The organism is Comamonas resistens (assembly GCF_030064165.1).
GTDB classification, from domain to species: Bacteria; Pseudomonadota; Gammaproteobacteria; order Burkholderiales; family Burkholderiaceae_C; genus Comamonas; species Comamonas resistens.
Genome location: NZ_CP125947.1, coordinates 4,323,267 through 4,346,471, shown reverse-complemented (window position 1 = coordinate 4,346,471; position 23,205 = coordinate 4,323,267). Strand labels below are relative to the sequence as shown.

Genomic DNA, 23,205 nt, shown 5'->3' with positions numbered 1-23,205 from the left:
CTGGGGGAATCAGGACTGCGTTGAGTCGGTACCGGGTGTCTCGGCATCGTTCATGTCCACGGCAATGGAGATGGGGCCGGCGACGGCATCATCATCGTCATCACCGCTGTCATCGCCTTCGACCTGAGCCTCGGCTTCGGTATCCAGACGCTCGATCAGCGTGCCCGAGATGTCCAGCGAGATTTCGTCGATCTCGCCAAGCTTGACGCGCACATGGGCGCCGCGCGGCAGATTCTGCGCACCCAGTACGGGCAGCACCAGCGGCAGATGGTCGGCGCGCACCAGGAAGGAGCCGTTAGGGCCTTCCTTGAAGACGCTGGCCGTCAGCTCGGTGATGCCGTTCTGCTCCAGGTACTTGAGCGTCCAGAAACGCTCCATGCCTGCCTGATAGCCGTTGTAGGCGCTGTAGGCGCCGTCAAAGCTGCTGATGATGCCGAACAGCTCGGCATCCTTGGGCTTGAACGGGGCGGCCAGGGCCGCTGTCTTGCCGTGGCGGGCACAGGCAATGATCTGCCACTGATTGACCAGGTCCACATAGCGGCGCAGCGGGGAGGTGGCCCAGGAATAGGCCTTCACGCCGATGCCGGCATGGGGCAGGGCCTTGGTGCTCATGCGCACCTTGACGCCGGGGGCCAGGCTGGCCTGGCTGCGGTAGATACCGGGCACGCCGTGCTCGGCCAGCATCAGGCCCCAGGTGCTGTTGGCCACGATTGCGGCCTCGGCCACGATCAGGTCCAGCGGCGCGCCGCGCTTGCGCACGGTGATCTGCACCTGCTCGCTGCCATTGGGCTCGGCGCCGTCGTTGCCGACGAGGCGGAAGTTGTAGTCCGGGCGGTTGAAGTTCTCGGGCTTGCCGCGCACCACTTCGCGATTGGCCTTGAGGAACTTGGACCAGCGCTGCAAAAAGGTGAGCTCCTTGCGCTTGCCCAGCAAGGAGTCAGGCGTGTTTTCAACCTCGATTGAGGAGTCGCTCAGCCATTGCTCGGTGACGATGTGGTCGAGCTTGTCATAGCGGAAGTTGACTTCCACGGGTACGCGCTCGAGACGGGTTTCGCTGGAGATGGTCTCCAGCGTTTCCTCGTTGATCTGCACGTATAGCGACACGGCAGGGTTGGAGCGGCCCTCGTCCAGCGTATAGATATGCACCACGTCGTCGGGCAGCATGGTGATCTTGTAGCCGGGCATGTAGACGGTGGACAGGCGGGCGCGGCCCAGCTTGTCGAGTTCGCCGCCGGGCGTGATGGCCAGACCGGGAGCGGCAATGTGAATGCCCACGGTGACGGTGCCCGTGCCCAGGCCGGTAACGGACAGCGCATCGTCGATTTCGGTGGTGGCCGAGTCGTCGATGGAAAAGGCCTTTACATCGGCCACAGGCAGATCGGCCGGAGGCTGGGGAGCCTGCACGGCGGGGAAGCCCGTGCCCTTGGGGAAGTTGTCGAACAGAAAGCGCTTCCAGTGGAACTGGTAGGACGAGTCGATGGCGCCGGCGCGGTGCAGCAGCTCCAGCGGGGCCAGCTTGGTGGCGCGGCTGGCCTCGACCACGGCCTTGTATTCAGGCGCGTTCTTGTCGGGCTTGAACAGAATCTTGTAGAGCTGCTCGCGAATGGCCTGTGGGCATTCGCCGCGCCCCAGCTCCTCGGCCCAGCCGTCGATCTGGGCCTGAATCAGCTTTTTCTTCTCGATGGCGGCCAGTGCCTGCTGCAGGATTTCGGCCGGTGCCTTCTTGAAGCGCCCCTTGCCCGCACGGCGGAAATAATGGGGTGCGTCGTAGAGACGGAACAGCGCACCGGCCTGCTGGGCCAGCGTCGCGGATTCGGAGAAATAGTCACGCGCCAGGTCGGCAAAGCCGAACTCTTCCTCGGGCGCGAATTCCCAGGCCAGGTCCAGATCGATCTCGGCGGCCTGGGCCTGGCCCTGGGCCATCAGCTCGGCAGGGGCCGGCTTCTCGAACTTGAGCAGAATATTGGCGGCCTTGACCTTGACCCGCTTGCCCGAGTCCAGTTCGACCTGGGCAGAGGATTCGGCTTCGGAGAGGATGCGTCCGGCCAGAAATTTGCCGGCTTCTTCAAACAGTGCGTGCATAACCGCGCATTTTCCCACGAGCGGGCAATCTGCCGCTGACAGAGTTCATGGCGCAGCTCAAGCCAAGGCCAGAAACTCGTCGATGCGCTCCAGATATTCGGGGAAATTCGACAGCGCATGGTCGCCGCCTTCCTGCACCAGTTGCAGCGCGTGTGGGTAGCGCTCACTCATCTCTAGCCAGTCCAGAACCTCGTCGCCCTGGGCGATCAGCACCATCTCGGGCGCGGCGGCCGTGAGGTCGCGGGTATCAAGCTGGCGCAATTCCTCAATGTATTCGGGACGGAAATAGAAAACATCTTCCGGGTCATGCCAGTTGCTTTGCTCGCCGATATGGTGCTCAAGATCGCGGGCCGGGTTCACGGCGGGGTTGATCATCACGCTCTTGCAGCGTGCCAGCTGGGCCACCCAGCTCGCGTAATAGCCACCCAGCGAAGAGCCGACCACGGCCATATTCTGGCGGGGCCAGTTGGCAATGCCTTCGGCAATCAGGGCCGTGGCCTCACGCGGGGAGGGCGGCAATTGCGGGCACCACCAGCGGACCTTCGAATGTTTGGTCGCAATATGGTCGGCCAGGATGCGTGCCTTGTTGGACTGGGGAGAGGAGCGAAAGCCGTGCAGATACAGCAGGTGGGTGGTTGTCATGGCGGCAATCTCCTCTGGTTAGCAATCATTGGGTCAACAGGCAATGTCTGCGCCTCATTGTGCGGCCGACAGCTCTGAGCCTATCAGCGTAGAAGACTTATCAAGAACTGCTCAGGGTGCAAGCGCCTTGCACTGTCAGCAAAGCTGCAACCCTGCAATGCACACGGCGACTGGCTCCCACGATAATTGCCGCCCATGTCCGCCACCGAATTCGACAAACCCTCGCTGTTGCAGCGCATTGTTCCGCTGTTTCGCGGCTTTGATTTTTTGCTGCTCCTGTTTGTCCTGCTGCTGGCCAGCGCGGGGCTGCTGGCCATGTATTCATCGGGCTTCGACCATGGAACACGTTTCACGGACCATGGGCGCAATATGTTGATTGCGGCCGGGCTGCTGTTCGTGATTGCGCAAATCCATCCCCAGCAACTGATGAAGGTGGCGGTGCCGCTCTATACCCTGGGGGTGGCCTTGCTGGTTGCTGTCGCCTTGTTCGGTATCACCAAGAAGGGGGCAACGCGCTGGGTCAACGTGGGGGTGGTAATTCAGCCTTCCGAGCTGCTCAAGATCGCCACACCGCTGATGCTGGCCTGGTGGTTCCAGCGCCGTGAAGGCAATCTGCGCGCTTCGGACTTTGCCATCGCCTTTGTGCTGCTGATGGTGCCCGTGGGGCTGATCATGAAGCAGCCTGACCTGGGAACCTCTTTGCTGGTGATGGCCGCGGGCCTGTCCGTCATCTTCTTTGCCGGTCTGCCCTGGAAGCTGATCGTGCCGCCCGTGGTTCTGGGCGTGGTCGGTATCTTTCTGGTGATCTGGTATGAGCCTCAGCTCTGCGCCGACGGCGTGAGCTGGTACTTTCTGCACGATTACCAGCGCACCCGGGTCTGTACGCTGCTGGATCCCACGCGTGACCCGCTGGGCAAGGGCTTTCACATCATCCAGGGCATGATTGCCATCGGTTCGGGGGGCGTCTGGGGCAAGGGTTTCATGGCCGGCACGCAAACCCACCTGGAATTCATTCCAGAGCGCACCACCGACTTCATCTTTGCCGCCTATTCCGAGGAATTTGGCCTGGTGGGCAATCTCTTCATCATCGTTTGCTTTCTGTTTCTGGTCTGGCGTGGTCTAGCCATCGCAATGAGCGCCAACTCGCTGTTTGGGCGCCTGATGGCGGCGGCCGTTTCCATGATCTTCTTTACCTATGCCTTTGTGAACATGGGGATGGTCAGCGGCATCCTGCCCGTGGTGGGTGTGCCCCTGCCTTTCATCAGCTATGGCGGCACGGCCATGGTGACGCTGGGGCTGTCGCTGGGCGTGCTGATGTCGGTTGCCCGGGCACAGCGGCAGCTGCCGGGTGGGGATGGGCACATACCCCATGGGTGAAGACCCGTAGAATATGTGATGCTCTTGATAAAGAAGCTGCAAGCGCTTGATACATAAGCGTTTGATGACGATTTCTCTTTGTATCAGTGCCTGGCGTGATCGTTGAAAATTGTCAGTACTCTTTTTAGCCTATTGCCTGTGCTGTAAACAGCGTTTACAAACGACTTTGGGAGGGCCATAAGACCGATTAAGAGGGAGCGGCAAGGCCCAAGGCGGTTTCTGCGCTGCATAGCGGGTGGTGCAGAAACTGAGTCAGTGAAGCGATTGAATGGAGCGGAATGTTGTCCAGCCTGGTGGGGTGGCATTCCGCTCTTTCTTTTTGGGGCTTGACAAGAGGGGTGCAAGACGGTTTCGTTGAGGCAAAGCGCTTGCCTGGGTCTGTTTGCGTAAACCGGGTGGCGCGGTCTGCGGCCTGCCAGCCGCGAGGACATGCAAGCCTGCCTACAATGCATCCATGATCTCCCGCGAACCCCCCATCGAACGTCTGGCCACGGCCCGTCAACTGTTGCTTGAGCCCTTTGGCCTGGACGAGACCCATCTCTCCCGTGCATTGGCTGAAATCCGCTCGCACCAGGTGGATGATGCCGACCTGTACTTCCAGTACACGCGCGCTGAAGGCTGGAGCCTCGAAGAGGGCATTGTCAAGACCGGTTCCTTCTCCATCGATCAAGGTGTGGGCGTGCGCGCCGTGAGCGGCGAGAAGACGGCTTTTGCCTATTCCGACGATATTTCCGAGGCCTCGTTGCTGGATGCAGCGCGTACCGTGCGCTCCATCTCTGCCGCGTCTCAGGCCCGCCGCGTCAAGGCCGGTGCGTCCAAGATTGCGCAAAGCCGCTCGCTGTATCCAAGCCTGGACCCCATCGGCACTCTGGACAGCACGGCCAAGGTCGAGCTGCTGGGCAAGGTGGAAAAGCTGGCCCGCGCCAAGGATCCGCGCGTGGTGCAGGTCATGGCAGGTCTTGCCAGCGAATACGATGTAGTGCTGGTGGCGCGTGCAGACGGCACGCTGGCCGCTGACGTGCGCCCGTTGGTGCGTTTGTCCGTGACCGTGATCGCCGAGCAAAAGGGCCGCCGCGAGGTGGGTTCCTCGGGCGGTGGCGGACGTTTCGGCCTGGCGTATTTCAGCGACGAGCAGATCAGCCAGTATGTAGACGAAGCCGTGCATGCAGCGCTGGTGAACCTGGATTCACGACCTGCCCCCGCCGGTGTGATGACGGTGGTATTGGGCCCGGGCTGGCCCGGCGTGCTGTTCCACGAGGCCGTGGGGCATGGCCTGGAAGGCGACTTCAACCGCAAGGGCTCCAGCGCTTTCAGCGGTCGCATCGGTCAGCGTGTGGCGGCCAAGGGCGTCACGGTGCTGGATGACGGCACGATTGCCGATCGTCGTGGCTCGCTCAATGTGGACGATGAAGGCCATGCCAGCCAGAGCAATGTGCTGATCGAGGACGGTATCCTCAAAGGCTATATCCAGGACTCGATGAATGCCCGCCTGATGGGCGTCAAACCCACGGGCAACGGCCGCCGCGAAAGCTATGCCCATATCCCCATGCCGCGCATGACCAACACCTATATGCTGGGTGGCGACAAGGACCCGCAGGAAATCATCGGCTCCATCAAGAAAGGCCTGTACGCCACCAATTTCGGCGGCGGCCAGGTGGACATCACCAGCGGCAAGTTCGTGTTCTCCGCCAGCGAAGCCTACTGGGTGGAGAACGGCCAGATCCAGTACCCCGTCAAGGGCGCTACCATCATCGGAAGCGGCCCGGAGTCGCTCAAGCACATCAGCATGATAGGCAACGACATGCGCCTGGACTCGGGCGTGGGCACCTGCGGCAAGGAAGGCCAGAGCGTGCCTGTGGGCGTGGGCCAGCCTACGCTGCGCATTGACGGCCTGACCGTCGGCGGAACGGCCTGATAGAGGTTTCAGGCGGGTCTGCCCGCTGTGAGCACCAAACCCCGCTTTGCATGGCAGAGCGGGGTTTTTTCATTTCAAAGTGCTGCAAGGACCATTCGCTAAACACCGTTTGCGGCCAAAACGTCTGCGGAAAACTGCAGTAGATCGCCTACCCGCAGGGTTTTTTGAGGGCTTTGTGGGGTTCGAGCGTGAATATTGTTGGTTTGATGGAAAATTGCATAAATTCTTGTATTTAAAGAATTGATTTCAATAAAATTCTAAAAAATAAGAAAAAACACAAAAATACTGCAATGTAAGAAATTTTGAAAAATGCACTATTTCAGAGGAGGAAGCAATTTTTGACAGGACAGTGGCGCGGGTGGCGGATGTTGCAATGCAAAAGAGCTGTGCTACATTGAAAGACATGCAAACGCAACGCGCCTATTTCTTTTACTTTTGGTTCTCGCCCCCGGCGGCTGAGAGGTAAGAGCGCGCACCCTGCAAACACCTCCCAAAGAACCGCCGAAGCTGCAAAGCCCGGCGGTTTTTTTTCACCCTACGTTTCAGCACCCCCGGTTTTCAACGATCAAACACCTCACGAAAGATTGCCATGACTGCTCTGAACACTTCCTCTACCGATTCCTGGTATCGCACCGGTTCTCCCAAGACAGGCCAGACCGACGACGCACGTATCAAGGACATCACAGTGTTACCCCCTCCAGAGCACCTCATTCGCTTCTTCCCGATTCGCGGTACGGCCGTCGAGACTCTGATCGGCGATACCCGCCGCAGCATCCACAACATCATGCGTGCGCAGGATGACCGTCTGCTGGTCATCGTCGGCCCTTGCTCGATTCACGATCCCGCTGCGGCTCTGGACTACGCACGCCGACTGGCCGTGGTGCGCGAGCAGTACAAGGACACGCTGGAAGTGGTGATGCGTGTCTACTTCGAAAAGCCCCGTACCACCGTGGGCTGGAAGGGGCTGATCAACGATCCCTACCTGGATCAGAGCTACCGCATTGACGAAGGCCTGCGCATCGCGCGCCAACTGCTGATCGACATCAACCGCCTGGGTGTGCCTGCGGCCAGCGAATTCCTGGACGTGATCTCGCCCCAGTACATTGGCGACCTGATCAGCTGGGGCGCGATCGGTGCCCGCACCACCGAAAGCCAGGTGCACCGCGAGCTGGCTTCGGGCATCTCGGCGCCGATAGGTTTCAAGAACGGCACGGACGGCAATATCCGCATTGCCACCGATGCGATTCAGTCGGCCAGCCGCGGTCACCACTTCCTGTCGGTGCACAAGAACGGCCAGGTCGCCATCGTGCACACGGGCGGCAATCAGGACTGCCACGTGATTCTGCGCGGCGGCAAGACCCCCAACTATGACGCCGAGCATGTGGCAGCCGCCTGCAGAGACCTGGAGGCTGCGGGTCTGACGCCTTCGCTGATGGTGGACTGCAGCCATGCCAACAGCAACAAGCAGCATGAACGCCAGAAGGATGTTGCGCGCGATATCGCCGGCCAGATTGCTGGTGGCTCGAGCAGCGTGTTCGGCGTGATGATCGAAGGCCATCTGGTCGGCGGCGCCCAGAAGTTCACCCCGGGCAAGGATGAGGTCTGCAATCTGACCTATGGTCAGAGCATTACCGACGCATGCCTGGGCTGGGACGACTCTCTGTCCACGCTGGAAGAGCTGTCACAAGCCGTGCTGCAACGCCGTGAGGCGGCAGCGGTCAGCAAGAAGGAAGCGGCAGTCGCTGCCTGAAGCGAGAAGCGAGTCGTATGAATAAAAACAGGCCACTGAGCGATTTGCTCCGTGGCCTGTTTCTATTGGGTATGCCTTCTGCAGAAGAGGGTCAGCCCTGGGATTCTTGCGGCAGGTCTGGTGTCATTGCGCAGCCGTTGAGTGTGGCATCGATGCGGTTGATGAGGCGCAGCAGATGCTGTTTGTCAAAGTCGGTGCGCTTTTCCCACTCATGCTCGGCCAGGGGGAAGACATGGCTTTGATGTGGCAGAACGCCATCGGCATCGATCAGCGCATGCAGGCGCGGGATATAGACCCACTGCAGCCATTCATGGATCTTGAGCGTGTCATACATGAAAGGGACGGTGGACTCCAGCGCCTTGGGGTCAGGCGCCACGGATGACCACAGCTTTTGCAGCTGCAGCTCAGCCTGCAGTTGCTGCAGTTGCTCGCGCAGTTCGTTGTGGATGTTTGGGGTGGTCATGGTGATGGGCTCCGAGGCTGTGCTTGGCACAAATATGTTGCCAAGTATGTAAGCCCTCTCGTACGGATTTCAAGTCCGTGGCCTTGTCTCGATAACGAGGGAGTTACTTCTCTTCAACAGCACTTGAAATACATGAGAGCGCCCATATATTGTTATCAATCATGTGATGGATGCTATGAATATTGAGGAATTCATGCTCTCTGATTGACTATTCTTATGTAACTGCTGTGATGTCTAGTGAGTCGATCATGCCCTGTATTGCGATCAAGGCAGTGTGCATGCAGTCAGCTTGCGGCGTCTTCAGTCCATGCGGCCGCCATTAAGCTGTGGTCATGACAATGACTGGCGCCAGATGTGTCAGGAAGTGAGAGGAGATCTATGCGTAGTGAAGTAATTGTGATTCTGGATGGTGATCATGAATACCGGGTGGATACCCAGGCGCTGACACCTGTGAGCTCGGACGAAGGCCGCCGCTGGCTGGATCAGCAGTTTGTCTCTTTGGACTGTGAACCTTTGCGCGCCACAGGCAAGGTGTTGCTGGCCGACAAATTGGTTGTGGTAGCGCGTGAAGCTCGCAACCGTCCCGAGCTGTTTGACAACGAAGACTGGCGCAACACCTATGCTGTAGCCGCCCAGGCCGTGTTGTCCAAACCATTGATCCGGGTGGATGTGCCGGCGATGTCGATTAGTTATTGACACCCCTGAGCCACTGCGCGGCTTCCCCCTCTCTGCTTCGCGGAGGGGGCGACAGCCTCGCTGCGAGACGGCTCTTGCTTGCTGTCCCCATGTGGAAGCATGCCAGTTTTGAAGATCGCTAATGAAAAATGCCCGCGTAGAGCGGGCATTTGCTTTTATCGGGGCTTATTTCAGCGCTTGCAGCAGCTTGGCGTGTATGCCGCCAAAGCCGCCGTTGCTCATGCAGACGATATGGTCGCCGGGGCGGGCCACGGCGGTAATCTGCTCGATCAGCGTGGCGATGTCGCCTGCTACCTGGGCGCGCTGGCCGGGGCCTACGCCCATGGACTCCAGTGCTTCGGCGGCATCCCAGTCCAGACCTGCGGTGTGACAGAAAACCAGGTCGGCATTTTCAAGCGACCAGGGCAGTTGACTCTTCATGGTGCCCAGCTTCATGGTGTTGCTGCGGGGCTCGAAGACGGCGAGGATGCGGGCATCGGGGCCCAGTTTGCGGCGCAGGCCGTCCAGCGTGGTGCGGATGGCCGTGGGGTGGTGGGCAAAGTCGTCATAGACCTCGATGCCGTTCACCGTGCCGCGCAGTTCCATGCGGCGCTTGACGTTCTGAAAGCGCGACAGGGCTTCGCAGGCCACTTCGGCACTCACGCCCAGGTGATCGGCTGCCGCAATGGCCGCCAGGGCATTGAGCTGGTTGTGCACGCCGGTCAGCGACCAGGTCAGCTGGCCAACTTTTTTGCCATGGTGCAGCACTGCAAAGTCGCTGGGGTCGCCTTCGGCGCTGAAGTCGCTGACGGCAGAGCCGAAATTGCGCACTTCGCTCCAGCAGCCTTGGCTCAGCACGCGGGTCAGGCTTTCTTCCAGGCCATTGGTGACAACACGGCCGGTCGAAGGCACAGTGCGGATCAGGTGGTGGAACTGGCGCTCGATGGCTGCCAGATCATCAAAGATGTCGGCGTGATCGAATTCGAGATTGTTGAGCACGGCCGTGCGGGGGCGGTAGTGCACGAACTTGCTGCGCTTGTCGAAGAAGGCCGTGTCGTATTCATCGGCTTCGATCACAAACACCGGTTCATCGCCCACAGGGCCGGGGCCGCGGGCGGGGCGCCTGGCCGCACCGAGGCGGGCCGAGACGCCAAAGTCCAGCGGTACGCCGCCGACCAGAAAGCCAGGCTGCAGGCCTGCGCATTCCAGTACCCAGGTCAGCATGGAGGTGGTGGTTGTCTTGCCATGCGTGCCAGCCACGGCCAGCACATGGCGGCCGCGCAAGACATGCTCGGCCAGCCATTGCGGGCCGCTGGTGTAGGCCGCGCCTGTATCCAGAATCGCTTCCATCAGCGGAAACTTGGGCGAGCCGTCGGGAAGGCGCTTGCGACTGACCACATTGCCGATCACATACATATCGGGCTGCAGGGCGATCTGGTCGGCGCCGTAGCCCTCGATCAGCTCTATGCCCAGTTGACGCAGCTGATCGCTCATCGGCGGGTAAACGCCCGCATCGCAACCGGTGACTTTGTGGCCGGCTTCACGTGCCAAGGCGGCCAGACCTCCCATGAAGGTGCCGCAAATGCCCAGAATATGTATGTGCATGGTCGGGGATTCTACGGTTGCGGGCATGACCTGGAAGCAAGCTGTGGGCTGGTATGGCGCTGGCAGTAACCTTTCTTATCAAATTGATAGCTGCATGCGCTTGTTTGTCATGTTTTCCAAGATGTTATGAATTGAAGGATGAGACTCTTTCTACGGTAGCAGCTATGAAAAATGCAGACTGCCTGCCTGACCTGTGCGGAATGGGAAAAAGACCTGCAGCCATCTGAGTCACAATGGCTGCTCGGCCCATGGCGCATACTGCGCCGGCCCAATGGAAGTGCGCTATGAGTTTGGATGATGTGACTGCTGAAATTGCCCAGACGGCGGCCCGCATGGTGGTGGAGGAGGGTCTGGAATGGGGCCCCGCCAAGCAGCGTGCCGTGAGGCAGCTGGGCCTGCCCGCTCGCACAGCCTTGCCAGACAACGACCAGCTGGAAGCGGCGATCCGTGAATATATAGAGTTGTTCTGTGGCGACACCCAGCCACAGGAGCTGCATGCCTTGCGCGAGCTGGCATTGGTATGGATGGACAGGCTGCAGGAGTTCCGCCCATATCTGGCGGGAGCGGTCTGGCGCGGTACCGCTACACGTTTGTCAGATATATATCTGCAACTGTTTTGCGATGATCCAAAGTCTGCCGAGATTGCGCTGATCAACAACCATGTGCAGTACGAACCCAGCACGGTGACGGGCTTTCAGGGCAAGCCTGTAGAGGCGCTATCCATTCATGCGCTGTGCCAACCACTCGGTGAAACCGTGGGCGTGCATCTGATGATTTATGACCGTGACGATATGCGTGGAGCGATGAAGCCGGACTCCGGCGGGCGCAGTCCGCGTGGCGATGCCAAGGCGCTGCGCAAACTGCTGGAGGAGGAAAGCGATGACTGAGGTACCAAGCACTGATGCCAAGCCGCAAGGCGGCTCGCGCCGGCTGTGGCTGACCGGGGCTGTGGCGGCCGCAGCGGCGGCGGCGGGTGCTGGTGTCGCCTGGTGGCGCAGTCAGCCCCAGGCCATGGGCCCCAGTGCCGAGGCGCAGCTCTGGAGTCAGGTATTCACGACCCCCGATGGTCAGTCTTTTGGCATGGCGGACCTCAAGGGCAAGCCTTTATTGGTCAACTTCTGGGCTACCTGGTGCCCACCTTGTGTCAAGGAGCTGCCCATGCTCAGCGAATTCGCTGCCAAGCAGGGCGCGGGCGGTATTCAGGTCGTGGGGCTGGCGGTGGACAAGCCGGAGGCGGTGCTGCGCTTTTTGCAGCGTCAACCTGTGCAATTTCCAGTTGCCCTGGCGATGCAAGGGGGATTAGGCCTATCACGGGCTCTGGGTAACCTTCAAGGGGGACTGCCTTTTTCGGTGCTTTTCGATGCCAAGGGGCAGGTACGGCAGCGTAAAATAGGCGAGCTTTCCAGTGAAGATCTGGCGAATTGGAGCAAGTAGAGCGAATGAGCCTTGCTGTTGTCGTCAGAAAAGTGTAGGTAACTGAATTCCATGGTGACGTTACTGAAAAATATGCGCCAATGCACGCAGAAGGGCGAATTTGAGGTAAATTCGCGCCCTGTTTAGAATTACGTCGCTGGAGCTCCCATGGATTTGCGAAAACTCAAGACCCTTATTGATCTCGTGTCCGAATCGAATGTGTCGGAACTGGAGATCACCGAAGCAGAGGGCAAGGTCCGTATCGTCAAGAGCGAAGGTGTGGTGCAGCAGTTCGTCGCTGCTCCCGTGCAGGCAGCCCCTGTGATGGCTGCACCCGTAGCTGCCGCTCCTGTGACCGCAGCCCCCGCTGCTGCACCGGCTGCTGCTGCTGTCGAAGGTCATGTGGTCAAGTCGCCCATGGTCGGCACTTTCTACCGTGCTTCCAGCCCAGGCGCCAAGCCTTTTGTCGATGTGGGCAGCCAGGTCAAGGAAGGCGACACCATCTGCATCGTTGAAGCCATGAAGATTCTCAACGAGATCGAAGCCGACAAGAGCGGCACCATTGTTCGCGTTCTGGGCGAAAACGGCCAGGCTGTGGAATACGGCCAGCCTCTGTTCGTGATCGAGTGATAGATCATGAGGCGTTGCATGCGGCTGGCATTGCAGCGCCGAGGTGCGCAAGCCACTGGCTGCGCGACTGGGTCATTGGCAGTGGCCTGCGCTGAGGCGCGGGCACCAAGCTGCGAGGAACTTCATGTTTAAGAAAATTTTGGTTGCCAATCGGGGCGAGATCGCCCTGCGCATCCAGCGCGCTTGCCGTGAGCTGGGTATCAAGGCGGTGATGGTGTATTCCGAAGCCGACCGCGATGCCAAGTACGTCAAGCTGGCCGACGAAGCCGTGTGTATCGGCCCGGCTCCATCTCCGCTGTCCTACCTGAACATGCCGGCCATCATCTCGGCCGCCGAGGTGACGGATGCGGAAGCCATTCACCCCGGTTACGGCTTCCTGGCGGAGAACGCCGACTTTGCCGAACGCGTGGAAAAGAGCGGGTTCACCTTCATTGGCCCGACTCCCGAAAACATCCGCATCATGGGCGACAAGGTGTCTGCCAAGCAGGCCATGATCAAGGCCGGCGTGCCCTGCGTGCCGGGCTCGGACGGCGAGTTGCCCGACGATCCTGCGCTGATCAAGCGCATTGCCAAGACCATTGGCTATCCTGTGATCATCAAGGCCTCTGGCGGTGGCGGTGGCCGCGGCATGCGCGTGGTGCATACCGAAGCCGCGCTGATCAATGCCGTGCAGATGACCAAGGCCGAGGCGGCTGCCGCGTTTGGCAATCCTGCCGTGTACATGGAAAAGTACCTGCAGAACCCACGTCACGTGGAAATTCAGGTGATTGCCGATACCTTCAAGAATGCCGTCTACCTGGGCGAGCGCGACTGCTCCATGCAGCGTCGCCACCAGAAGGTGATTGAGGAAGCGCCGGCTCCCGGCATTCCACGTAAGCTGATCGAGCGCATCGGTGACCGCTGCGTGGCCGCTTGCAAGAAGATCGGTTATCGCGGTGCGGGTACCTTCGAGTTCCTCTACGAGAACGGCGAGTTCTACTTCATCGAGATGAACACCCGCGTGCAGGTGGAACACCCGATCTCCGAGTTGATCACCGGTGTGGACATCGTGCGCACCCAGATCATGGTGGCCGCCGGCGAAAAGCTGCCGTTCACCCAGCGTCAGATCGAGTTCAAGGGCCATGCCATTGAATGCCGTGTGAACGCTGAAGACCCCTACAAGTTCACGCCCTCGCCTGGCCGCATCACCATGTGGCATGCCCCAGGTGGCCCCGGTGTGCGCGTGGACTCGCATGTGTACAACAATTACTTTGTGCCGCCCAACTATGACTCGATGATTGGCAAGGTCATCACGTATGGCGACACCCGCGAGCAGGCGATTGCCCGCATGCGCACCGCCTTGCTGGAGACCGTGGTGGAAGGCATCAGCACGAATATTCCGCTGCACCAGGATCTGATGGTGGATGCGAAGTTCCTCGAAGGCGGCACCAATATCCACTATCTGGAAGAGTGGCTGACACGCCGCAATCCCACCAAGCGATGAGCTGGCATTTGCCGCTTTGACTTCTCATGCTGGCCTCTGGCAACGGAGGCCAGCATTTTCGTTTTTCAGGAATAAACGGCCTGCAGCAGCGCACCCGTGCGTAGCGGCAGGCCCAGGAAAGGATTGGCCATGTACGAGCTGAGCCTGTTGTGCCCGGAGGACCGGGTCGAGACGATTAGCGATGCGCTCGATGCCCTCGATGCGCTGAGCGTGTCCGTGGAAGATGCCGACGCACAGACTGATGCCGAGCAGGCGCTGTTTGGCGAGCCTGGCATGCCTGCGCCCAAGGAAGGCTGGAATCGCAGCCGCGTGATTGCCCTGTATCCCGATGAAGCAGCCGCCACCGAAGCGCGCGATCTGCTGCTGCCGCAGGACTTCTTTGAAGGCTGCAAGATTTTGGCCGTCAAGCCTGTGCCCGAGCAGGACTGGGTGCGTCTGACGCAATCGCAGTTCGAGCCCGTGGAGATCACACCCGAGTTCTGGATCGTGCCCACCTGGCATGAACTGCCAGAGCAGGCCAAGGTCAGCATCCGTCTGGATCCCGGTCTGGCCTTTGGCACGGGCACTCACCCCACCACCCGCATGTGCCTGCGCTGGATTGCGCGTCAGCCCAAGGGCTCGCTGGGTCGTACGCTGGACTATGGCTGTGGCTCGGGCATCTTGGCCATTGGTGCTGCCAAGTTCGGTGCCTCCGACATTGATGCCGTGGATATCGACCCCGCAGCGGTGGAGTCCACCAACTACAACACCAGCGCCAACCATGTGGAAGTCAAGGCTGGCCTGCCCGAGGCAGCCGGTGGTGAGTACCAGACCGTGCTGGCCAATATTCTGGCGACGCCGCTCAAGGTGCTGGCGCCGTTGCTGTGCGGCCGTGTACAGGCTGGCGGCCATCTGGTGCTGGCCGGTATTCTGGAGCGTCAGGCGGACGAGCTCAAAGAAGCTTATGCGCCCTATGTCAAGCTGGAAGTTGCCGACAGCGAAGATGGCTGGATCCTGATGACAGCCCAGCGAGCCGCCTGATTGCGACACCATCCGTGCTCCGCCAGGTGAGCCGGTGGTTGCTGCCTACAATTGCAAACCGATGAGCCAAGTCACCCGTTGCCCCTCTTGTGGAACCCGCTTCAAAGTGGTTGCCGACCAATTGCGTATTTCGCAAGGCTGGGTGCGCTGCGGGATGTGCCAGAGCGTGTTCGATGCCTCCGAGGATTTGCAGTCCGTACCGGACGAGGTGCTGCAGTCGGCCGTGGAGCAGGCCCAGGCCGCCGAAGCATCGAAGTCCTCGGCACAGGTGCAGCCCGAGGAACCGGATGCTCCTTCTTTGGAAGCTGATGGCGCAAGTCAGGAAAGGGCTGAAAGCCGTTTCGACTTGAATTCCTCTGTACCCGCCGACGAGGCTGGCGCTGTGGTGCAGTCGGTTCCTGCAGACCTGCAAGCCGAGCCTGAGCCCGAGGTTGCGCCAGTGGCTGCAGGACTGGAGCCGGAGCCGCCCGAGTCATCGTTTATCGACCATGCCAGGCCTTTGCTGGACGAGCCTGAGGCTGTGCTGGAGGCGGTTGAAAGCACAGAGGCCTCTGTGCTCGCGCAGGCTGAGCAGGCGCCGGACGCGGCAGGCAAGTCCGTTGAAGCTTCAATCGAGACAGCGCCGGAGTCTGTGCCGGAGCAGGCCGACCCACCGGATGTCGATGCTCATGCGCAGGCGGTTTCCGTACTGCCGTCACCCGATGTGGATCAGGTGCGGCGCGAGGTCGATGCCGCACAGCCAGCCGATGATGAAGCTGCAGCCGCAAGCTCCACCGCAGCTCTGGATGAGCCTGATTTTGTACGCCAGGCCCGACGCCAGGCCTTTTGGCATTCCCGCGGCATGCGTGTGGCTCTGGTGCTGGGCAGTGTGCTGGCCGCTGGCGGCATGGCTGCGCAGTATGCGTGGCAGCAGCGCGATGCGCTGGCGGCAGAGTATCCCGCTTTGGCCCCGGTGCTGGCCAAAGCCTGCCAGGCTGCTGGTTGCGAGTTGCATGCCAGGCGCGAGATTGGCGATGTGGTGATCAGTGGCTCGGGCTTCAAGCAACTGGCGGATGCTCATCAATATCAGTGGAGCCTGACGCTGGAAAATCGCTCCGATACGCCGGTGGCCACACCCGTGGCCGAGCTGACGCTCACGGATGCACAGGACAAGCCCTTGCTGCGGCGCGTTGTGGACCTCAAGTCTCTGGGTGCTCCGGAGCAGCTGCAGCCCCGTCAGGAGTGGAGTGTGAATGTGCCAGTGCGGGTGCAGGACTTGTCTGCATCTGTGGCCGGTTACCGAGCACTGGTCTTCTACCCTTAATTCCTCATAGAAAGAGAACAACACCATGGCTGCTTTGATCTGCGGATCGCTGGCGTTTGACAACATCATGACCTTTGAAGGTCGTTTTGCGGACCAGATCCTGCCTGACCAGCTGCATATCCTCAACGTGTCATTTCTGGTGCCCACGCTGCGCCGCGACTTCGGCGGCTGCGCCGGCAACATCGCCTACAGCCTGAGGCTGCTGGGCGGCGATGCCCAGCCCATGGCCATGGTGGGCAGCGATGGCGCCGACTATGTGCAGCGCTTCAAGGATCTGGGCATCGAGACACGCCATGTGGGCCAGCTGCAGAGCACGCACACGGCGCAATGCATGATCATGACGGACCGTGACAACAACCAGATCACGGCCTTCCACCCTGGCGCAATGATGCAGGCACACGAAAACCGGATCACGGCCGAGATGGCTGCCGAGATCAAGGTCGGCATCGTGGCTCCCGATGGTCGCCAGGCCATGATCGAGCATGCGGCTCAGTTCAAGGCTGCGGGTATTCCGTTTGTCTTCGATCCGGGCCAGGGGCTGCCCATGTTCAATGGCGACGAACTGAAGGCCTTTATCGAACAGGCGGACTGGGTTGCGGTGAACGACTATGAAGGCAAGATGCTGAGCGAGCGCACGGGCCTGAGCTTCGAGCAGATTTCGCATCAGGTCAAAGGTCTCATAGTCACATTGGGCGCTGAGGGCTGCGAAGTCTGGGAGCAAGGCAAGAAGAGCCTGGTTGCATCCGTCAAGCCTGCTGCGGTGGTGGACCCCACAGGCTGTGGCGACGCCTGGCGCGGAGCCTTTTTGTTTGGCCTGGAGCGTGGCTGGGATCTGGTGCGCTGCGCCGAGCTGGGTAACCGCATGGGTGCGCTGAAGATTGCCCACCGTGGCCCGCAGAACTATCAGCTGGACTTCCAGCCTTGATGAGAATCCGCTTGCATCCCGGGCCTTGAACCGGGGGCCAGCAGAAAAAAGCCCGATCTCTCGGTAGAGAGATCGGGCTTTTTTTATGGCGAGTTGATCAGTAGATCGCTCAGGGCTTGTTGCCAGTAGGGAAGGGCCATGCAGCCTGAGGTGCCAGGCGAGTCTGAGCGACAGGTGCGGCAGCTTCAACAGCGGCTGGTGCAGGAGCTGCGGCCTTCTTGCTGGCAGCCTTCTTGGTTGCAGCTTTTGCAGGAGCGGCCTTGGCAGCAGTTGCAGCCTTCTTGGCAGGAGCGGCCTTGGCAGCAGTTGCAGCCTTCTTGGCAGGAGCGGCCTTGGCAGCAGTTGCAGCCTTCTTGGCAGGAGCGGCCTTGGCAGCAGTTGCAGCCTTCTTGGCGGGAGCGGCCTTGGCAGCCGTTGCAGCCTTCTTGGCGGGGGCGGCCTTGGCAGCCGTTGCAGCCTTCTTGGCGGGGGCGGCCTTGGCAGCCGTTGCAGCCTTCTTGGCGGGAGCGGCCTTGGCAGCAGTTGTTGCAGCCTTCTTGGCGGGAGCGGCCTTGGCAGCCGTTGCAGCCTTCTTGGCAGGAGCGGCCTTGGCAGCCGTTGCAGCCTTCTTGGCAGGAGCGGCCTTGGCAGCCGTTGCAGCCTTCTTGGCGGGAGCAGCCTTGGCAGCAGTTGCAGCCTTCTTGGCGGGCGCAGCCTTGGCAGCAGTTGCAGCCTTCTTGGCAGGAGCGGCCTTGGCAGCAGTTGCAGCCTTCTTGGCGGGAGCGGCCTTGGCAGCAGTTGCAGCCTTCTTGGCGGGAGCGGCCTTGGCAGCCGTTGCAGCCTTCTTGGCAGGAGCGGCCTTGGCAGCCGTTGCAGCCTTCTTGGCGGGAGCGGCCTTGGCAGCAGTTGCAGCCTTCTTGGGAGCAGCGGCCTTTGCTGGCGCAGCTGCCTTGGAGCTTGCGGTCTTGGTTGTCGCTGCCTTCTTCACAGCTTCAGCCTTGGGCGCGGCCGCCTTCTTGGCAGGTGTTTTTTTCTCGGTTGTGGCCTTGGCGGCCGTCTTCTTCGCAGTTGCCATCATTTTCTCCTTCGTTGATTTGCATAAGACGTCCGGCTCTTTGCAGTGCCGGACGATTCAAAGCGATGTGGAGTTACGCATCGCTAGGAACACAAATTTGCTTCACGCCAAATCTCGTTTTTTGTAGCAATGAAGTGAAGCAAGTCATGACTCGCATTGTGCCTGCTTAGAAGCAATTAATCCCAAGAAAGTGCGCCTCCGGTCTGATACTCGATCACTCGTGTCTCAAAGAAGTTACGTTCTTTCTTCAAATCGATCATTTCGCTCATCCAGGGGAAGGGATTTTCTTCACCGGGGAAAAGCTCTTCCAGACCGATCTGTGTGGCGCGGCGGTTGGCGATGTAGCGCAGATAACCCTTGAACATCGATGCGTTCATGCCCAGCACGCCGCGTGGCATGGTGTCTTCGGCATAGCGGTATTCCAGCTCCACGGCCTTCTGGAACAGAGCGGTGATTTCCTGCTTGAACTCGGCAGTCCACAAACCGGGATTTTCGAGCTTGAGCTGGTTGATCAGGTCGATGCCGAAGTTGCAGTGCATGGACTCGTCGCGCAGGATGTACTGGTACTGCTCGGCAGCGCCCGTCATCTTGTTCTGGCGGCCCAGGGCCAGGATCTGCGTGAAGCCCACGTAGAAGAACAGACCTTCCATCAGGCAGGCAAAGACGATCAGCGACTTGAGCAGAGTCTGGTCGGTTTCGTGCGTGCCGGTCTTGAAGTTGGGGTCCATGATCGCTTCGATGAAGGGGATCAGGAACTCGTCCTTGTCGCGGATGGATTGGACTTCGTTATAGGCGTTGAAGATTTCTGATTCGTCCAGGCCCAGCGATTCCACGATGTACTGGTAGGCATGGGTGTGGATGGCTTCTTCAAATGCCTGGCGCAGCAGGAACTGGCGGCACTCGGGCGCTGTGATGTGGCGGTAGGTGCCCAGCACGATGTTGTTGGCGGCCAGGGAGTCGGCCGTCACGAAGAAGCCGAGATTGCGCTTGACGATGCGGCGCTCGTCTTCGGTCAGACCGTTGGGGTCCTTCCACAGCGCGATGTCGCGCGTCATGTTCACTTCCTGCGGCATCCAGTGGTTGGCGCAGGTGGCCAGATACTTTTCCCAGGCCCACTTGTACTTGAACGGAACCAGCTGGTTCACGTCGGTCTTGGCGTTGATGATGCGCTTGTCGGCAGCATTCACGCGCTTGTGCGTGCTGGTGGACGCAGCGGCTTCGCTGCTGGGGGCGGAAGGCGCAAAAGTGTCGTCGTCAAAGCTCAGCATGAGTTATTCCTTTAAGGGAAAAGCTGGGTGCATTGAAATCAACATCCAGCCTTCTGATTTATCTATTTAGTCAATGCCAGTGAAAACTGGCGTGGCCCACGCGAGAGACATCGAGCAAGGGCCGCCCCGCAGCGAGGATGTCGTCCCCCTCCCGTAGAGAGAGGGGGAAGGCGCAAAGCGCCTCAGGGGGTGTTTGCCAATTATTGGCAAGCCTCGCAACCAGGATCGTCGATCGCGCAGAACTTGATGTCCGTGGCGGGTGCCTGGGCACGGGCAGCGGCGGCAGCGGCTTCCAGTGCGCTCACTGCAGGCTTGGCCGCAGGGGCTACCGAAGCGGCAGGAGCACCGGAGGACACGGCGTTCAGCACACGGCTTTGCACGGTGGACTTCTCGATATTGGTGGCGCTGGTGGTGCGCAGGTAGTAGGTGGTCTTCAGACCGCGCAGCCAGGCCAGCATATAGGTGTCGTGCAGCTTCTTGCCCGAGGCACCGGCCATGTAGATGTTCAGGCTCTGGGCCTGGTCGATCCACTTCTGGCGGCGCGAGGCGGCTTCCACCAGCCATTCGGGCGCGACTTCGAACGCCGTGGCGTAAAGATTCTTGATCTCTTGCGGCACGCGGTCGATGGCACGCAGCGAGCCGTCGAAATGCTTGAGATCCATGACCATCACGTCGTCCCACAGGCCCAGGCGCTTCAGGTCGCGCACCAGGTACTGGTTGATGACGGTGAATTCGCCCGACAGATTGGACTTCACGGACAGGTTGCCGAACGAAGGTTCGATCGAGGCATCCACGCCCACGATGTTGGAGATGGTGGCGGTGGGCGCAATGGCCACGCAGTTGCTGTTGCGCATGCCGTCCTTGGCGATCTTGGCGCGCAGGGCATCCCAGTCCAGCTTGGCGGAGCGGTCCACTTCCACATAACCGCCGCGGGCCTTTTCCAGCAGCTTCAGGGTGTCGGGGGGCAGGATGCCCTGATCCCACAGCGAGCCCTTGAAGGTGGAGTAGGTGCCGCGCTCCTTGGCCAGCTCGGTCGAAGCCCAGTAGGCGTAGTAGCAGATGGCTTCCATGGATTCGTCGGCGAATTCCACGGCGCCCTGGCTGGCGTAGGCCGTGCGCATTTCATAGAGCGCGTCCTGGAAGCCCATCAGGCCCATGCCCACGGGGCGGTGGCGCAGATTGGAGTCCTTGGCCTTTTGCACGGCGTAGTAGTTGATGTCGATCACGTTGTCCAGCATGCGCATGGCCGTGTTCACGGTCTTGCGCAGCTTGTCGTGGTCGATCTGGCCGTCCTTGATGTGGCGCGACAGATTGACCGAGCCCAGGTTGCAGACCGCGGTTTCGGTGTCGCTGGTGTTCAGCGTGATTTCGGTGCACAGATTGGACGAGTGCACCACGCCCACATGCTGCTGGGGCGAACGGATGTTGCAAGGATCCTTGAAGGTGATCCAGGGATGGCCGGTCTCGAACAGCATCGAGAGCATCTTGCGCCACAGATCCACGGCAGGCACGCGCTTGAACAGCTTGAGCTCGCCCTTGTCGGCCTTGGCTTCGTAGGCGGTGTAGGCCTTTTCGAAGGCTTCGCCGTACAGATCGTGCAGGTCGGGAGTGTCGGCGGGTGAGAACAGCGTCCAGTCACCCTTTTCCATCACGCGCTTCATGAACAGGTCGGGAATCCAGTTCGCCGTGTTCATGTCGTGGGTGCGGCGGCGATCGTCGCCGGTGTTCTTGCGCAGCTCGAGGAATTCCTCGATGTCCAGGTGCCAGGATTCCAGGTAGGTGCAGACCGCGCCCTTGCGCTTGCCGCCCTGGTTCACGGCCACGGCCGTGTCGTTGACCACCTTGAGGAAGGGAACCACGCCTTGCGATTCGCCGTTCGTGCCCTTGATGCGCGAGCCCAGGGCGCGCACACGGGTCCAGTCGTTGCCCAGGCCGCCAGCAAACTTGGACAGCAGCGCGTTTTCCTTGATGGATTCGTAGATGCCGTCCAGGTCGTCGGGCACGGTGGTCAGGTAGCAGGAAGACAGCTGCGAACGCAGCGTGCCGCTGTTGAACAGCGTGGGGGTGGACGACATGAAGTCGAACGAAGACAGCAGCTCGTAGAACTCGATGGCGCGGGCATTGCGGTCCTGCTCCTGCAGCGCCAGGCCCATGGCCACGCGCATGAAGAAGGACTGGGGCAGTTCGATGCGCGTCTTGCGCACATGGAGGAAGTAGCGGTCGTACAGGGTCTGCAGACCCAGGTAGTCGAACTGCTGGTCGCGGTCGGCCTTCAGGGCCTTGGCCAGACGGGGCAGGTCGTAGTTCAGCAGCTCGGGGTTGAGCAGCTCGTTGTCCACGCCCTTCTGGATGAAGCCGGGGAAGTAGTTGGCATAGGCGGCCTGCATTTCGGCAGGTGCCACATCGCGGCCCATGACTTCGCGCACGATGGTGTGCAGCAGCAGACGGGCCGTGACATAGGTGTAGTCGGGATCTTTTTCGATCAGCGTGCGGGCCGCCAGGATGGAAGCCTTGAACACTTCTTCGATAGGCACGCCGTCATACAGATTGCGCAGCGTCTCGGTCACGATGGGCGCGGACTGGATGTCGGCATTCAGATTGCGGCAGGCCGATGCTATCAGCGACTGCAGGCGTTCCTGATCCAGGGGCACGCGCTGGCCGTTATCGGTCACCTGCAGGGCGGGCTTGGCAGCGGCTGCTGCGGCAGCGGCCACGGCGGCCTTTTTCTGCTCGGCACGCTCCTGGTTGCGGGCCTCGCGGTACAGCACATAGGCACGGGCCACGTCCTGGTGGCCGCCGCGCATCAGGCCCAGCTCGACCTGGTCCTGGATGTCCTCGATGTGGAAGGTACCGCCGTTGGGGCGCGAGCGCTGCAGAGCGCGAACCACGCCTTCGGTCAATTCGTTGACGGTATCGCGCACGCTGGCGGAGGCTGCACCCTGTGCGCCGCGCACAGCCAGAAATGCCTTGGTCAGGGCCACGGCGATTTTCTGGGGGGCGAAGGAAACCACGTCACCGCTGCGGCGGATGACCTGGTAGCTGTCGGACTGGGAGGAAGAATTGGCTGCGCTGTCGGGCGCGGCAGAAGACAGTGGGTTCAACGCTTCTTGCATAAGTTTCCTCTGGTTCAAATGGTGGATAGGCAGACAAAGGCCTGCACGCTAAGCAGGCCAGCAAACAAACGATTCGGCGCCGGGTTTGCACACAGTTTGCACAGGGTGTGCACAACTTGTAAACACTATATGTGGGGTCTGAGGCGCTCTAAAACACTACCGGTAGTGTATCGCTCTTCAATCTGGCCGACCTGATGAAACTACTGAAACGGACATTTCTGCAGCCGCTTGACAGCTTCGGAAATGACCTCATCCCGCATGAATAAAGGCTTGTGGCGGGGTTGCGAAGCAGCTGATTCCGCACGGGAAATATGTAAAAAATTTGCGTGTTTGATGCAGGCGACAGTTGTTGCAGGTGCGCATTGACATGCGGGCGCGGGGCTTGGGTTATGAAGTGGCGGTCATGATGCTCTCAAAATGTGAGCTTGGGGCGCCAGTCTGCAGCCGGCTGTAGCAAGTATTGGCGTTGGGGCCGCTGGTTGAGTTG

General features: G+C 60.4%; 17 protein-coding genes and 1 pseudogene. 11 read left to right on the top strand and 7 right to left on the bottom strand.

Going from position 1 to position 23,205, the window contains the following annotated elements:
* Positions 1-9: 9 nt before the first annotated feature.
* Positions 10-2,082, bottom strand: coding sequence for a ribonuclease catalytic domain-containing protein (locus QMY55_RS20225; protein WP_283485901.1), 2,073 nt, complete (start codon positions 2,080-2,082; stop codon positions 10-12).
* Positions 2,083-2,139: 57 nt separating this feature from the next.
* Positions 2,140-2,724 (bottom strand): YqiA/YcfP family alpha/beta fold hydrolase, encoded by a 585-nt coding sequence (locus tag QMY55_RS20220; protein WP_283485900.1) that lies wholly within the window; start codon positions 2,722-2,724, stop codon positions 2,140-2,142.
* A gap of 195 nt (positions 2,725-2,919) precedes the next feature.
* Here QMY55_RS20220 and rodA point away from each other — a divergent pair, with 195 nt between their 5' ends.
* The 3 genes from rodA (at position 2,920) to QMY55_RS20205 (ending at position 7,766) form a co-directional block, all read left to right on the top strand.
* Positions 2,920-4,101, top strand: a complete 1,182-nt coding sequence (rodA, locus tag QMY55_RS20215) for a rod shape-determining protein RodA (RefSeq protein WP_283485899.1) — start codon at positions 2,920-2,922, stop codon at positions 4,099-4,101.
* Positions 4,102-4,555: 454 nt separating this feature from the next.
* Positions 4,556-6,016: a metalloprotease TldD gene (gene tldD / locus QMY55_RS20210; protein WP_283485898.1), complete on the top strand. Its 1,461-nt coding sequence runs from the start codon at positions 4,556-4,558 to the stop codon at positions 6,014-6,016.
* A gap of 589 nt (positions 6,017-6,605) precedes the next feature.
* A complete protein-coding gene (locus QMY55_RS20205; RefSeq protein ID WP_283485897.1) occupies positions 6,606-7,766 on the top strand; it encodes a 3-deoxy-7-phosphoheptulonate synthase in 1,161 nt (386 codons plus the stop codon).
* Between the two features lie 91 nt (positions 7,767-7,857).
* On the opposite strand, the gene QMY55_RS20200 is transcribed toward QMY55_RS20205, so the two are convergent.
* Complete coding sequence (locus QMY55_RS20200) at positions 7,858-8,229, bottom strand: YqcC family protein (protein ID WP_283485896.1); 372 nt, start codon at positions 8,227-8,229, stop codon at positions 7,858-7,860.
* A gap of 378 nt (positions 8,230-8,607) precedes the next feature.
* Here QMY55_RS20200 and QMY55_RS20195 point away from each other — a divergent pair, with 378 nt between their 5' ends.
* Complete coding sequence (locus QMY55_RS20195) at positions 8,608-8,925, top strand: hypothetical protein (RefSeq protein WP_283485895.1); 318 nt, start codon at positions 8,608-8,610, stop codon at positions 8,923-8,925.
* Between the two features lie 165 nt (positions 8,926-9,090).
* On the opposite strand, the gene mpl is transcribed toward QMY55_RS20195, so the two are convergent.
* Entirely contained in the window at positions 9,091-10,509 is a 1,419-nt protein-coding gene (gene mpl, locus QMY55_RS20190; protein WP_283485894.1) for a UDP-N-acetylmuramate:L-alanyl-gamma-D-glutamyl-meso-diaminopimelate ligase, read from the bottom strand.
* 284 nt (positions 10,510-10,793) lie between these two features.
* Between mpl and QMY55_RS20185 the strand changes: the two genes are divergently transcribed.
* The 7 genes from QMY55_RS20185 to QMY55_RS20155 all read left to right on the top strand — a co-directional run bounded on the left by QMY55_RS20185 (position 10,794) and on the right by QMY55_RS20155 (position 17,283).
* A complete protein-coding gene (locus QMY55_RS20185) occupies positions 10,794-11,396 on the top strand; it encodes a hypothetical protein (RefSeq protein WP_283485893.1) in 603 nt (200 codons plus the stop codon).
* Positions 11,389-11,943, top strand: coding sequence for a TlpA family protein disulfide reductase (locus QMY55_RS20180; protein WP_283485892.1), 555 nt, complete (start codon positions 11,389-11,391; stop codon positions 11,941-11,943). Before QMY55_RS20185 ends, QMY55_RS20180 begins: the two co-directional genes overlap by 8 nt.
* A gap of 147 nt (positions 11,944-12,090) precedes the next feature.
* On the top strand, positions 12,091-12,552 hold the full coding sequence (gene accB / locus QMY55_RS20175; protein ID WP_283485891.1) for an acetyl-CoA carboxylase biotin carboxyl carrier protein: 462 nt from the start codon (positions 12,091-12,093) through the stop codon (positions 12,550-12,552).
* A 124-nt stretch (positions 12,553-12,676) separates the two neighbouring features.
* Positions 12,677-14,035: an acetyl-CoA carboxylase biotin carboxylase subunit gene (gene accC, locus QMY55_RS20170; RefSeq protein WP_283485890.1), complete on the top strand. Its 1,359-nt coding sequence runs from the start codon at positions 12,677-12,679 to the stop codon at positions 14,033-14,035.
* A 129-nt stretch (positions 14,036-14,164) separates the two neighbouring features.
* A complete protein-coding gene (prmA, locus tag QMY55_RS20165; RefSeq protein WP_283485889.1) occupies positions 14,165-15,055 on the top strand; it encodes a 50S ribosomal protein L11 methyltransferase in 891 nt (296 codons plus the stop codon).
* A 61-nt stretch (positions 15,056-15,116) separates the two neighbouring features.
* Entirely contained in the window at positions 15,117-16,358 is a 1,242-nt protein-coding gene (locus tag QMY55_RS20160) for a zinc-ribbon and DUF3426 domain-containing protein (protein ID WP_283485888.1), read from the top strand.
* 25 nt (positions 16,359-16,383) lie between these two features.
* Positions 16,384-17,283 carry a carbohydrate kinase family protein gene (locus tag QMY55_RS20155; protein WP_283485887.1) on the top strand — a complete coding sequence of 300 codons (900 nt, stop codon included), beginning with the start codon at positions 16,384-16,386 and terminating at the stop codon, positions 17,281-17,283.
* A gap of 109 nt (positions 17,284-17,392) precedes the next feature.
* Here QMY55_RS20155 and QMY55_RS20150 read toward each other — a convergent pair.
* From QMY55_RS20150 to QMY55_RS20140, 3 genes and pseudogenes are all read right to left on the bottom strand, one after another.
* Positions 17,393-18,082 (bottom strand): annotated as a pseudogene (locus QMY55_RS20150) (hypothetical protein); the annotation flags it as partial.
* Between the two features lie 431 nt (positions 18,083-18,513).
* The gene (locus tag QMY55_RS20145; protein WP_283485886.1) at positions 18,514-19,605 is read right to left on the bottom strand and encodes a ribonucleotide-diphosphate reductase subunit beta; all 1,092 of its coding nucleotides are present in this window, start codon (positions 19,603-19,605) and stop codon (positions 18,514-18,516) included.
* Positions 19,606-19,805: 200 nt separating this feature from the next.
* On the bottom strand, positions 19,806-22,718 hold the full coding sequence (locus QMY55_RS20140) for a ribonucleoside-diphosphate reductase subunit alpha (protein ID WP_283485885.1): 2,913 nt from the start codon (positions 22,716-22,718) through the stop codon (positions 19,806-19,808).
* Positions 22,719-23,205: the final 487 nt, after the last annotated feature.